This is a genomic window from Nocardia sp. NPDC050630 (genome assembly GCF_044457245.1).
Classification (GTDB): Bacteria; Actinomycetota; Actinomycetes; order Mycobacteriales; family Mycobacteriaceae; genus Nocardia.
Map to the genome: position 1 here is coordinate 23,804 of NZ_JBITGN010000008.1, position 13,269 is coordinate 37,072.

The 13,269-nt window shown below is 65.8% G+C and carries 11 protein-coding genes; 4 read left to right on the forward strand and 7 right to left on the reverse strand.

Annotated elements, in window-relative coordinates; genetic code table 11:
• Positions 1 to 235: 235 nt before the first annotated feature.
• The 6 genes from ACIBG0_RS21220 to ACIBG0_RS21245 are packed head-to-tail and all read right to left on the reverse strand — an operon-like array spanning position 236 to position 7,000.
• Positions 236 to 2,923, reverse strand: coding sequence for a fumarate reductase/succinate dehydrogenase flavoprotein subunit (locus ACIBG0_RS21220; RefSeq protein ID WP_397034672.1), 2,688 nt, complete (start codon positions 2,921 to 2,923; stop codon positions 236 to 238).
• Positions 2,920 to 3,657 carry an ABC transporter ATP-binding protein gene (locus ACIBG0_RS21225; protein WP_397034673.1) on the reverse strand — a complete coding sequence of 246 codons (738 nt, stop codon included), beginning with the start codon at positions 3,655 to 3,657 and terminating at the stop codon, positions 2,920 to 2,922. The genes ACIBG0_RS21220 and ACIBG0_RS21225 overlap by 4 nt, the downstream gene beginning before the upstream one ends.
• Entirely contained in the window at positions 3,654 to 4,547 is an 894-nt protein-coding gene (locus tag ACIBG0_RS21230; RefSeq protein WP_397034674.1) for an ABC transporter permease, read from the reverse strand. Before ACIBG0_RS21230 ends, ACIBG0_RS21225 begins: the two co-directional genes overlap by 4 nt.
• Entirely contained in the window at positions 4,544 to 5,971 is a 1,428-nt protein-coding gene (locus ACIBG0_RS21235; RefSeq protein ID WP_397034675.1) for an ABC transporter substrate-binding protein, read from the reverse strand. Before ACIBG0_RS21235 ends, ACIBG0_RS21230 begins: the two co-directional genes overlap by 4 nt.
• Positions 5,972 to 5,987: 16 nt before the next feature.
• Positions 5,988 to 6,215, reverse strand: coding sequence for a ferredoxin family protein (locus tag ACIBG0_RS21240; RefSeq protein WP_040689749.1), 228 nt, complete (start codon positions 6,213 to 6,215; stop codon positions 5,988 to 5,990).
• Positions 6,215 to 7,000 carry a GntR family transcriptional regulator gene (locus ACIBG0_RS21245; RefSeq protein ID WP_397034676.1) on the reverse strand — a complete coding sequence of 262 codons (786 nt, stop codon included), beginning with the start codon at positions 6,998 to 7,000 and terminating at the stop codon, positions 6,215 to 6,217. Before ACIBG0_RS21245 ends, ACIBG0_RS21240 begins: the two co-directional genes overlap by 1 nt.
• A 595-nt stretch (positions 7,001 to 7,595) precedes the next feature.
• On the opposite strand from ACIBG0_RS21245, the gene ACIBG0_RS21250 reads away from it, so the two are divergent.
• Genes ACIBG0_RS21250 through ACIBG0_RS21265 form a run of 4 tightly spaced genes read left to right on the forward strand, consistent with a single transcriptional unit; the run spans position 7,596 to position 11,416 of the window.
• Entirely contained in the window at positions 7,596 to 9,284 is a 1,689-nt protein-coding gene (locus tag ACIBG0_RS21250; RefSeq protein ID WP_397034677.1) for a hypothetical protein, read from the forward strand.
• Complete coding sequence (locus ACIBG0_RS21255; RefSeq protein ID WP_397034678.1) at positions 9,281 to 9,721, forward strand: FixH family protein; 441 nt, start codon at positions 9,281 to 9,283, stop codon at positions 9,719 to 9,721. Before ACIBG0_RS21250 ends, ACIBG0_RS21255 begins: the two co-directional genes overlap by 4 nt.
• A 31-nt stretch (positions 9,722 to 9,752) precedes the next feature.
• Positions 9,753 to 10,871 (forward strand): hypothetical protein, encoded by a 1,119-nt coding sequence (locus tag ACIBG0_RS21260; RefSeq protein WP_397034679.1) that lies wholly within the window; start codon positions 9,753 to 9,755, stop codon positions 10,869 to 10,871.
• Positions 10,871 to 11,416 carry a hypothetical protein gene (locus ACIBG0_RS21265; RefSeq protein WP_397034680.1) on the forward strand — a complete coding sequence of 182 codons (546 nt, stop codon included), beginning with the start codon at positions 10,871 to 10,873 and terminating at the stop codon, positions 11,414 to 11,416. The genes ACIBG0_RS21260 and ACIBG0_RS21265 overlap by 1 nt, the downstream gene beginning before the upstream one ends.
• 4 nt (positions 11,417 to 11,420) lie before the next feature.
• On the opposite strand, the gene ACIBG0_RS21270 is transcribed toward ACIBG0_RS21265, so the two are convergent.
• Positions 11,421 to 13,217: an acyl-CoA dehydrogenase gene (locus tag ACIBG0_RS21270; protein WP_397034681.1), complete on the reverse strand. Its 1,797-nt coding sequence runs from the start codon at positions 13,215 to 13,217 to the stop codon at positions 11,421 to 11,423.
• Between the last annotated feature and the right edge of the window lie 52 nt (positions 13,218 to 13,269).

Genomic DNA, 13,269 nt, shown 5'->3' on the forward strand with positions numbered 1-13,269 from the left:
GGCGATGTTGTCCGAGGTCGGGGAGGCCCGCCAGCAGGACTGACCTCCAAGGCCGGACAGCAGGATGACCAGACCTGACCCGCACATCATGGTGAGAATCCCGAAGCTGCTCGAAGTACGTCGAAGTCGGCTGATCCGATGGTGATGCGCCTACAGATCAGCCAGCACGAGGGACCCGATAGCGAGCATGTCGCAGCGCTGGTGCCCCTTGCCCGCGTCACGAAACGGTGTGCGGCTACGACAGCGGGTGTGTGCTGTCCAACGCGCGGCGCGCATACGCACGCACGTCCGCATCGGTGTCATCGATCGCCAGCTTCAGCGCATCGTGTGCCGCCCCGCTGTGCGGCCAAGTGGCCAGCGCCAGTACCGCTGCCTTGCGCACATCGAGGTGCGGATCGTGCAAGGCTTCGGAAAGCGGGTTGACGCCGAAATCGGGGTCCGCACCCGCGAGACCCCGCGCGGCACCCACCCGGACCTGCCAGGCAGAGTGTGCGAGCGCGCCGACAAGTAGCGCCATATCATCTTGTGCGACACCGAGACTCGCGAAGGCGGCCAATGCGGCGGCACGCACGAGCGGATCCGGATCCTCGGCTAGGGCGCGCGCGGTTTCGGTGCCCTGGCCGCCGATCGCCGACAACCCGTGTGCGACGGCAATGCGCACCTCGCGGTTCTCATCGGTCGCCGCGGCGGAAACGGCCCGCCAGTCATCGAGCGACACCAGCGCCCGCACGGCCTCGATGCGCACCCGGTGATCCGAATCAGTCAGCGCCGCGACGAATTGCGCCGCGGATCCGGCTCGCAGCGCGCGCAGCAGATCCACGACGGTCGCCCGGACGACGGGATCGGGGGAGTGGAGTCGATCGGCGAGACCGGTCGAATCGGGAAGCACCTCAACGAGTTCGCGCAGACTCGCCGCGGCGGCCGCGCGAACGGATGCCGCGTCATCATCGAGCGCGCCGATCAGTACCGAGGTGAATGCCTCGGGGGTGTTCTCGGTCAGGACCGACAGTGCCGCCACCCGAACACCGGCATCGGCATCGGACAGATAGGTCGAAAGGTCCTGCACGGTAGGCGAATCCAGGGCCAGCAGGCTGACCAGTCGCGGTGACGGCGGTGTGGTCGAGGCGCGGACGGTGCGCGGTGTGTCGGCCGGCGCGCGCCCACCGACGAGTTCCGGTTGCGTTACCGGGACCACGGTGCTGTCGGTAGAGGGCAGGTCATCGAGACCTGGCACCGGTACCAGATACGGCGCCACCGGCCGCTTCAGGAATTCCATCGCGCCATCGGAGTTCTTGCGCAGGTTCAGGTGATAGCGCCACTCGTTGTCGTCGCGCTGCGGTAGATCGGCCCGTTCGTGATAGAGACCCCACCGTGATTCGGTGCGGGTCAGCGAACTGCGCGCCGCCATTTCGGCGCAGTCGCGGATAAAGGAAACCTCGACCGCGCGCATGAGCTCGTGCGGTGTGCGGGCACCGATGTCGGCGATCTCGCCGCGCATCCGCTCGAAAGTCTCGACCGCGATCGACAGCTTCGCGGCCGTCTTCGGCGGCGCCACATAGTCGTTCACGAATCGGCGCAGCTTGTATTCGACCTGTGGCTGCGGCGGGCCGTCCGGCTGCCGCAGTGGCCGGTAGATAAGCTCGTGGGCCGCGGCCAGCTGGTCTTCCGGAAGGTCGGCCGGTGCAGTGACTTCCGACAGTGTGGATGCGGCATGTCCGCCCGCCAGATCGCCGAAGACGAAAGCGCCGATCATGTAGTTGTGCGGTACACATGCCAGATCACCGGCCGCATAGAGTCCGGGGACGGTGGTGCGGGCATGTTCGTCGACCCACACGCCGGACGCGGAATGTCCACCGCACAAACCGATTTCAGAGATATGCATCTCGATATCGTGGGTGCGGTAGTCATGGCCGCGGTTGGCGTGGAAGGTGCCGCGCGTCGGGCGTTCGGTGGTGTGCAGAATGCCTTCGAGGGTAGTGAGCGTCTCATCGGGCAGATGCGACACCTTGAGATAGATGGGCCCGCGCGCGGATTCGATTTCGCGCTTGACCTCCGACATCATCTGTCCCGACCAGTAATCGGAGTCGACGAAGCGTTCACCCTTGGCGTTCACCTGGTACCCGCCGAATGGATTGGCCACATAGGCGCAGGCCGGGCCGTTGTAATCCTTGATGAGCGGATTGATCTGGAAGCATTCGATACCGCTGAGCTCCGCACCGGCGTGATAGGCCATCGAATACCCATCGCCCGCATTGGTCGGGTTTTCATAGGTGCCATACAGGTAACCCGATGCGGGCAGCCCCAAGCGGCCGGACGGACCGGTCGCCAGGATCACTGCCTTGGCGGCTACCGCCACGAATTCGCCGGTGCGCGTATTCAATGCGGCCGCACCCACCGCGCGGCCCGCGTCGGTGAGCACCCGAACCGGCATGAGCCGGTTCTCGATGCGGATCTTCTCGCGCATCTTGCGTTGGCGCAGTACGCGATACAGCGCCTTCTTCACATCCTTGCCCTCGGGCATGGGCAGCACATACGACCCGGAGCGGTGCACCCGGCGCACCGCGTACTCGCCGTACTCGTCCTTCTCGAACTTCACGCCGTAGCGTTCGAGTCGCTGCACCATGGCGAAGCCGCGGGTGGCCGTCTGATATACGGTGCGCTGGTTGACGATTCCGTCATTGGCCCTGGTGATCTCGGCGACGTAGTCCTCGGGCTCGGCCTTGCCCGGAATCACCGCATTGTTGACCCCGTCCATGCCCATGGCCAACGCACCGGAGTGCCGCACATGCGCCTTCTCCAGCAGCAGTACATCGGCGCCCGCTTCGGCGGCGGTCAGTGCGGCCATGGTTCCCGCGGTGCCGCCGCCGATGACGAGCACATCGCAGTCGAGCCGGATCCGATCGGATAGCTCGGGAATATTCACAACTTCTCCAGGATTTCGGCCTTCACCGACCGGCGATCCGCCGGAGTGCGGGGTTCGGGCACATCTACCACGGTGTGCAGTACGCCGCCGCCGAGTACCGCGATGCGGTCCCCGAGCAGCAGCGCCTCGTCCAGGTCATGGGTAACGAATACGACGGTGGTGGGATGGGCGCGCCAGGTATCGATCAGCAAGCGCTGCATGGTTGTCCGGGTCTGGGTATCGAGTGCGCCGAACGGTTCGTCCATCAGCACCGCGCGCGGCGATCCGGCGAGACTGCGCGCCAACTGAACTCGCTGGCGCATACCGCCGGAGAGATCACGCGGAAGATAGTCGCCGTAACCGGTGAGCCCGACCTCCTCCACCCAATGTCGGGCGCGCGCCTTGCGTTCGCTGCGCGGGACCTTGCGCAATTGCAGTGCGAGCTCGATGTTCTGACGTACCGTGCGCCACGGCAGTAGCGCATCGTCCTGGAAGACCAGGGCGCGATCGGCCGACGGACCGGTCACCGCACTGCCGTCGGCGCGGATCAGACCCTGGTCCGGCTTGCGCAGTCCGGCGATCGCCCGCAGCAGCGTCGACTTGCCGTAGCCGGATTTGCCGACCACGACCAGGATTTCGCCGGGCGTAATGGCCAGCTCGAGGTTGTCGAGCACCGTTTTGCCGCCGTAGGCGATGCGAACTCCGTCCAGGCTCAATCGCATTCCGGTGGTGGCGGGTGCGGTTGTCGTGGTCATTCGGCGACCTCTCTCGGCAGCCAGCGGGTGATCCGACGACCGGCAAGTTCCACAATTCCGGAGGTGCCGAAGCCGAGGATGCCGATGGTGATCATGCCGACGAATACCGCCGGATAATCGACGATGGTGTAGGCCTGCCAGGTCCGGTAGCCGATACCGAGCCGCCCGGAGATCATCTCGGCCGAGATGAGGCAGATCCATGCCACGCCCATACCCACCGACAGACCACTGAATACGCCGGGCAGAATGCCTGGAAATACCACTCGCACAAGCACATCGGTGCGCGATGCGCCCAGCGTGCGTAGTGCGTCCTCCCAGATGGTCGGCAGCGCGCGCACCGCGTGCCTGGTGCTGACCAGCACCGGGAACAGCGATGCCATGAAGGTGATGAAGACGATGCCCGATTCGTCGCTCGGAAACAGCAGAATCGCCACCGGCACCAGTGCGATGGCCGGAATCGGCCGGGCCAATTCGGTGAGCGGTCCGAATACCGCGGCGAAGAGCCCGGAGCGGCCGAGGGCGATGCCCGCGACCACCCCGACCACGGCCGCGAGCCCGAATCCGGTGAGAATCCGGATCAGCGATTGCGCGACATCGACATAGAACTGGTCCGATTGCAGCTGCTTGCCGAATTCGCGGATGATCTCGGTGACCGTCGGCAGCGTGTCGAAGCGCAGCCACCACCGCACATTATCGGCGGTGAGCAGCTGCCACAGCCCGATCGCGGTCGCGACCGACGCCACTTGGAGCACTCGGGTGCGCCATACGGAACTTCCACGTACTTCAGTGGTTTCAGCACGTTCGACTACAACGGGGCTGGCCGGTGCGGTGGTGGGCTCGGCTGTTGCCCGGTCATCGGTCAGCACCGAAGCGCTGTGTGATGCGGTCATGGCCGGACTTCCGTGACGGCCTGATCGTAGGAGATCGCGGTCGCGGCCGGATGCGTCTGCCGATAGCGCTGCGCGGCGGCGGGCGTCGTGAACGGCAGGAAACTGTCCCCATCTCGCAGCCACACCGCCTTATCGGCGAACCAGCGCGTGCCGAGTTCGGCATCGGGCACATACGCGGCGCGGATCACTTTGCCCTGTGCCTTGGCGGCCTGGACCGCGCGCAGCAGGCAGGTCGGATCGGCGGCGGGCTGCGGTCGATCCGTGCCGTCGAGCCACAGCTCACCGGCCTGCGCGGCATTGCTCACCGGACGTGTGCAAATCGGATCGGTTCCGGTGACACGGCTCGGGTTGACGGTGGAGGCCACCGCCTGGTCATAGTCGCCGACGCCGTTGTCGGCGAAGGCCTTGCGCAGCGGAGCGGGGTCGACGAACTTATCGATATCGAGTTCGGCGAAGTCACCGATCGACTTCAAGTACTGCACATCGGCTTTGAACGCATCGATCAGACTGGGCTTGAGGGTGGTATCGAAAGACGTTCCGCCGGGCCCGTTGTAGAGGTAGACGACTTCCTGCGGCAATCCGGAACCGTCGGCGACGATCTTGGCGGCTTCGAACGGCTTGTCGTTCAGGAACTTCGTGGCATCGAGTTGGGCGGCGAGGAAGGCCTGCAGCACCTCGGGGTGATCGGCGGTGTAGGAGCGCCGCGCGACCACGCCATGGAAGGTGGGCACACCCAGTTCCGCACCGTCGTAGAGCAATTTCGCCTTGTTCTGGAAGACCAGCAGCCCGGGCCAGGCCACGAACTGTGCCAGCGCGCCGACCTGGTGCGATTCCAGAGCGGTCGCCCCGATCTGTGGCTGCTGGTTGAGCACCTCGACGCCCTTGGTCGGATCGACGCCCGCCCGCGAGAGCGCCTGCACCAGGGTGCCGTGTCCGGCCGAGCCGACGCTGGCCGAAATCTTCTGCCCGGCCAAGTCGCCGACCCTGGTCGCCGTCGAATCTTGCGGGACCACAACCATATTGAGCGCACCCTTGGGGTTGTAGCCGGTCACTGACACGAACGCTGTCTTCGCGCGCTCATTGGACTGGGTGCGAGATCCGTTGATCAACAGCGGATAATCGCCCATCGATCCGATATCGATCTTCTCGGCCAGCATCTGCGCGGTGATGGGCGCGCCGGTGTCGTAGTCCTGCCACTCCACCTGGTACTTGGCACCGCCGCTGTCGGTGATCTTCTGTAGCCGCTGTTCCAGATAACCCTGGGCGCGCAGCAGAGTGCCCGCGGTGACGGTGTTGATGGTCTTGGACTGGTAGCCGACGACGACCTTGACGGTTCCAGCGGGGGTGCTGTCGGAACTCTGCAGGGAGCAGCCCGCCGCGGCGAGCGCGACGGCGAGGAGCAGCGGAGCGAGGCGTTTCTTCATGGGACTTCCGGATCGTTCAGCGCAACAGATAGGGCATATTGACGGTGACGGCACCCGTGGGACACCGGGCGGCGCACGGGCCGCAGTACCAGCACTCGTCCACGTGCATGAAGGCCTTACCGTTTTCCGGATTGATGGCCAGCGAGTCGAGCGGGCAGATCTCCACGCAGAGCGTGCAACCCTGGATACATAGTGATTCGTCGATGGTCACCGGAATGTCGGTGCGTTGGTTCGCCAGTGCCATCAGATGACCTTCCATTCGGATGCGCTGCGGATCAGGCTGCCGCGCATGGTGATTCGGTCCCCGCGCATGCGGATGTACTCCAGATCCACCGGTCTGCCGTCGTCGAGCCGGGTCAGCCGTTCGAGCATCAGCAGCGCGGCGCCCTCGGGTGCTTCCAGGGTGGCGGCGGTGTGCGCGTCGGCGGTAATCGCTTCCAGCGCGAGGTCGGCCGAGCCGAGCGGTCCGCCGCTGATCTGTTCGATGAGTACGAAGATGTCGTTGGTCTCGAGATCGTGGCCGAGGATCTCGGTGCCGATATCGGGTGCCAGGTAGGTCAGATCCAGGCTCAGCGGTAGGTCGGCGAGATAGCGCAGGCGTTCGATATACACCACGCGCTCACCGGGATCGAGCCCGAGCTTGCGTGCGACGGCGGGGGGTGCGGTGATGTGCATGGCCGCGCGCACCTCGTTGCGCACGGTGCCGTGGCCCTTGAGGGTTTCCTGTAGGCCGAGCAGTGCGTCGAGCCCGTGATCGTATTTGCGCCGGGCAACCCGGGTGCCCACCTTCGGCACCCGATCGATCAACCCGTCATCCTTGAGCAGCGCGAGCGCGTCGCGCACGGTATTGCGCGACGCGTCGTATTCGGCGACCAACTCCTGCTCACTCGGCAGCACATCGTCGAACGCGCCCGCATGTATCTGATGACGCAGCACGTCGGCTATCCGGCGCGCCTGGTCGGCCCGCAACCGTCGCACGGGCGTCGCCTCGGCTCCCACCTCCGCCACCTTTCTTTCGCTGACCTGCATGGATAGCGACGATAGCTGCCGCTCGGCCGCCCAAATGCGCGCAAGTGAGCGCCCTAAATCAGCGGATGTTATTGCGCCGCCTCCTATCGCCTCTGACCTGGGCGGATGGGGCTCGGAGTGGCCATTGCGCCACCCTGTTCGCGGCCGACGAGTTTCGATCACACAGATTCGAATGCCGGGTGATCCGGGCGGAACAGTACCGTCCTCGGTTGGCCCGGGGCACTGGGTTCCCCAGCGCGGTCCGGCACCCAGGATGCGCTGACCAAGCGAGCCCACGCTGCTGGAGCAGCCACTTCTCGTTGGTATTCCCTTCGTTGTCGGGTCGAGGGCACCGTCGTCCATGGCGCCAACACCGAAGGTGAATTCGTGCACTCGCCACGGTCCGCCCGCATGGGCGTCCAGGGGCGGCGTGTCATCACCGGCGTTGTCGTGCAGCCCGGTAATCAGTTCGCGCAGTGCCTCGGTGCATGGTGCAGCGGTCAGCGCGTCCGCTGGCGGCGATTGGCGCAGCCGAAGCGCGCACCTAGATTCTGGTGCTATTGAATCAGCAGATGGCCCAGCGGTGGTTTCGGCCGTGAGCTGGGGGATTATCCGGATGCCGGTCCAGGGCGGCATCACTCCGGCGGGGGAGGCGAAATCCCCACTGGGGGTGATGTTCTGGCAGACACGCACACCTACCATGACGGGCGTGGCTGTTGTCGCCGGTGTTGGTCGCGCTCTGCTGGTAGCGGGGGTTTGTGCGTTGTTGATGGCGATCGGGGTGGGCTCGGTGTCGGCGGATTCGGCGTCCTCCGGTTCGGATATTTCGGTCGCGCAGTCGCTCGGTGATCGGGAGCTCACGATCATCTTGCGCCGGGTGACCAGTGTGCCTGGGCCATTGCGGGTGGATGTGGTCACCCATGCTGGCACCGCTGCGGGGCGGCTCACGCTCGCGGCGACGCCGACGGGGGCATCGACGCAGTCGACGCGGCCCGCACCGGGCGCGCCCACCGCCGATGCGGTTGTCGAACTCGGCGGCACTGCGGGGATGTACTCGGCGACTGTCCCGATGGACCGCGCCGGTCCGTGGGAGCTGGCCGTCGGTGACGGCACGCGGGTGACGCGGATTCCGTTCATCGTGCCCGCACAGGTGACCTCGCCGCCGGAGCGCTTGGTGTACGGCGGGTTTCTGGTGGCGGGTGTCCTGCTTCCCGTCGCCGTGGTGATCGCGATTCGTGCTCGGCGCAGCGGGTGGGCACTGGTTCCGGCCGCCGGAATGGTGGCCGGGGTGGCGGTTTCGGTGACGGCCGCACTGCTTTCGGCATCGCTACCGCTGCCGCCGCAACCCGGCGGTCAGCTCGATCCCACGCTCGACAATGTCACCGATCCCTACGCCGTGAATCAGCCATTGATTTCGGACTTTTCGCGGCCGCCGGTACTGCTCACGGTCGCCGGTGGGCCCGTGACCGCCGGACAGCCGGGCGATCTCGACCTCGTTCTGATCGATGCCGCCACCGGTGCGCTCGTCGACGATCTGGTCGTGCACGACAGTGCGCTCATGCATCTGCTGCTGGTAGGCCCGACCGGTCGCCTGTCGCATCTGCACCCGATCCGGATCGGACCAGGTCGGTACCAGGTTCATCTGGCAGCGCCCGAGCCTGGGCGATACGCGCTGTCCGCCGAGTTGGCGCGGCGCGGCGGTGGTGTGCAAATGGTGCGCGCGGCAAGTGGGTTCACAGTCTTGCCTGGTGCTGCGGCACCGGAATCGGCCAGTGCCGCAGTGCATCTCGGGGGCGGTGACAAGGCGTCGTCCGCCGTTGTCGACGGCAACCAGGTCACTGTCCGGACGACCACACCGGTCGTGGGGGTGCCGACCACCATCACCGCCGAATTCGGCGACGCCGCCGATCTGCAGCCATGGCTCGGCATGGTCGGCCATCTGATAATGGCGGGTCCGCTGCCCGACGACCCGAATATCGGTGCGGCCGTGCAGAGTTCACCGATCTGGGGGCACGGCCACTCGATGGGCGCGACGTCCATGCATGGTATGTCCGACATGCCTGGCATGGATATGCCGGGAATGGATATGACCGAGCCCGCCGCGAGCCGCGGCGCCATGCTCATGCCACCGGCCAACGGTGAAAGCGCTCCCGACGAGACGGTCGCCGCCTACGGTCCCGATGTGCCGTTCACGTACACCTTTCCCCTCCCGGGCCGCTATCGCCTCTGGATCCAGGTCGAACGCCGCTACACCGTGCTCACGGTCCCCGTCGTACTCGATGTCGCCGCGGGAGCACGGCCATGAGCGAGCAAGCGGAGAACACCGCGGCACCCCGGAAAGGTGTACTTCTCGCCGGGGGAGCGGTGGTCGTCATCGTGCTGGCCGCCATCGCCTGGTTCGTCTGGCCGCGCCCAGCTGGTCCGCTCGTATTGAAAACCGGTTCCCCGCAACATCTCGTCACCATCTCCATCGACAGCGTCCGAATCGGCAGCACCGCAATCGATATCACCGTCACCGACCGCAGTGGCGCTACGAAAGACCATGCCGCGGTGAGTATTCAGGCGAACCAGCCGCTCATGGGCCACGCCGGAGAACCGGTCGCGGCGATGGCCACCGGTCCGGGACATTTCCACGCCGCAGCGGTGCCACTGATGATGACCGGCCCGTGGGAACTTCGACTATCGATCGACGAACACGACAGCATCGACGAACTCGCGGTGCCGATCTGGGTCGGCGGCTGAAACCATGCACATATCAGGAGGAATGAGCACCATGAGCACGGCAGCACCGGTCGAAGCCGACACTGGACCCGAGATCTCGAATGACACCACCGCGGCTCGCGTCGGCGCATGGGGCGTACTACTCGGTACCGCGGTCACATTGATCGGCCTCAGCTGGGATATCGAGTGGCACGACGAAGTCGGCCCCGATACCTTCTTCACCCTCCCGCATCTGTTCCTGTACTCCGGCAGCGCGATATCCGGATTCCTCAGCCTGGCCATGGTTCTCATCGCGACCTCGGCGCAACGTGCGGGTCGGCCGGTGCCCCGCCTCGGCGGCACCCCCATCCGAGTCTTCGGCAGCAACCTCACCGCACCGCTCGGCTATATGATCGCCGGAGCCGGTGCGGCACTCTTCCTGCTCTACGGCCTGCTCGATCTGGAGTGGCATTCGATCTACGGCTTCGACGCGGTGCTCAATACCCCATCACATGTGGCGCTGTTCCTGTCCATCTTGCTCACCATGATCGGCAGCATCATCGTTTTCGCCGCGCACCGCGATCACCGCTGGGGCCGGATCGGCATCGTCGTCGCGATTCCGATCCTGATCACCTTCGCCCCGATTCCCACCAATGCGTTGAACAACCTGCATCTGCCCGTCGATCCGACCATCCTGGGCATCGTGGGGTTCGGGCCGATGCTGCTCACCCTCGGCGCGGCACTGTTGGCTCGTGCGGGCGCGGCCATCGCGATCGCGGTTTCGCTCGGTGCGATGCAGGCGTTCCTCTGGTGGTTCTCGCCCTGGGCCGCGGAAGTCTATGCGTCGGCGATCGGACTTCCGCTGCGTGACGGTCTGACCGGGCGGCCACCGGCTCTGCCCGCCATGATGCCGATGTTCCTGATCATCGCGGCGGTCGCGGTCGAAGGGTTGTTCTGGCTGGCCCGTACCCGTGGTTTCGATGCGCGCAAGATCGTCTTGGTGACCGGTGCCGTGACCGGTGTCATCATCGGCGTGACATTCCCGCTGCAGTTGAATCTGGTCCGCGCCACCTCGCATATCGCCCTCGGCGACATCGTGACGATTACGCTGCTCGGCATTCCGCTCGGCCTGCTCGCGGGATTCCTCGGCGGGCGCTTCACCACCATGCTGCCCGCGACGAAGGAAGCGTGATGACCGTACTGCGCAGGCTCGCCGTCACCGTGCTGGCCGTGCTCACCCTGTCGCTGATCGCCGTCGCCCCCGCCTCCGCCTACGCGCCGGTCGAGATTGTGCACACCGAGCCTGTCCAGGTGGGGCCGTACGGCGTGACCGTCGGCTTCTCCACCTGGCCGATCCGTGCGATGAAATCGCTGGACTTCACCTTCATGCCCGATGGCGGCATCGCCGACAAATCCGGGACGCTGCGCTTGACCGGACCAGCGATCAGGCCCGGTCGGCGCGCCGCGCCCCTGGTCCGCCATCCCCGTAAACGCGACTCGTGGGGTCTGGACGTCAGGGCCTTCGACGCCCCCGGCACCTACACCTTCACCTTCGCGATCGACGGGCCACTCGGACACGGCGAAGGGACCCTCGGCGATGTCACCGTGCTCGACCAGCCCGGACCGCCGCTGCCGCTGAGCTGGACGATCGGCACCCTGCCGCTGATCGGCCTGCTGGTCTTCCTCGTGGTGGTCTGGCGCCGCACCCGCCCGGGGCGGCGACCACTGGTCCTCTGACGGGTCAGAACCAGGCGTCGCGCATTTCCAGCGTGGTGCGGTCCATCAGCTCCAGCAGATCCAATTGCGGTGTGGTCTTGGGCAATTCGTAGCGGAAGAAGTAGCGGGCCGCGGCGCGCTTGCCGTCGTAGAAGTCGCCGTCCTTGCCGTGGGCGGCCAGTGCCTGCTCCAGCCAGATCCAGGCGACCACGACGTGGCCGAATGCCTCCAGGTAGATGCTGGAATTGGCCATGGCGGCGGCGATGTCGCCGGAGGCGAACATCCAGCCGGTGACGGTGAGCAGCCGCTGCCAGACCGCATCGAGCTGTCCGCCGAATTCGGTCCACTCGCCACCCGCCTCGCTGGCCGCGAGTACGGTCCGCTCGATCTGCGCGGCGAGCAGCCGCAGGCTCGCGCCGTCATGCTGGATCACCTTGCGGCCCAACAGATCCAGGCCCTGAATGCCGTGCGTGCCTTCGTGGATGGGATTGAGGCGGTTATCCCGGTAGTGCTGTTCGACGTCGTATTCGCGGGTGTAACCGTAGCCGCCGTGCACCTGGATGGCGAGGTTATTGGCCTCCAGACACCATTGCGACGGCCAGCTCTTCGCCACGCCGGTGAGAATTTCCAGCAGCAAGGTGTGTTCGCGTTCGGCCGCCGGATCTGTTGCGGTGCGTTCCAGATCGACGAGGCGGTTGCAGTAGAGCAGCAGAGCGAGCGCGCCTTCGACATAAGCCTTCTGCGCCAACAGCATTCGTCGTACATCGGCATGCTCGATGATCGGCGTCTGCGGCGCGGACGGATCTTTGGCGGTGACCGCGCGGCCCTGTCGGCGTTCCCGGGCATAATCGAGCGACTTCAGATATCCGGTGTAGCCCAACGCCGTCGCGCCGAGACCGACGCCGAGGCGTGCCTCGTTCATCATGTGGAACATGTAGGACAGGCCGCGATGCGGTTCGCCGACGAGGTAACCCACCGCGCCGGGCGCGCCGTCCGGACTGTGCTTGCCCTCACCAAAATTCAGCACCGTATTGGTGGTGCCCCGATATCCCATCTTGTGGTTCAAACCGGCCAGCACCACGTCGTTGCGCGGGCCCAGCGAACCATCGTCGGCCACCAGGTATTTCGGCACGATGAACAGCGAGATGCCCTTGGTTCCGGCAGGTCCGCCCGGAATCTTGGCCAGGACGAGGTGCACGATATTGTCGGTCAGCTCGTGATCGCCGCCCGAAATCCACATTTTCGAGCCGAACAGCCGGTAGGTGCCATCGGCCTGGGGTTCGGCGCGGGTGACAATATCGGCCAGCGACGAGCCCGCCTGCGGTTCGGACAGACACATCGTCCCGGTGAACCTGCCCTCGACCATGGGCTTGACGAAGCGGTCGATCTGCTCCGGGGTGCCGTGCGCGGCGAGCAGGTTGGCATTGCCGACGGTCAGGAACAGATAGCCGGTGGTGCCGACATTGGCGGCCTGGAACCAGCAGAATCCGGCGGCCTCCACGGTTGCGGGCAGCTGCAGTCCGCCGATCTGCTCATCCATCGCGGCGCCGATGAGATTGGCCTTGGTGAAGGCTTCGATCGCGGCCTTCACCTCCGGGATGATGGTGACCTTCTCGCCGTCGAAGGTCGGCTCATTGCTGTCGTTGCGCTTGTTGTGGGTGGCGAAGTGCCGGGTGGCCAGATCCTCGCAGAGGTCGAGAAAGCCGTCGAAGGTCTCCCGGGAGTGTTCGGTGAACCGGGGCAGCGCCGTGAGTTCCTCGACCCGCAGCCATTCGTAGAGCAGGAAGTCCAGGTCCCTACGGGAGATCAGGTTCGAGCGCACGGGCACATCCTCTCGCGGTGGCGGAGCACTGGCCCAGACGGGCGCGGTACTC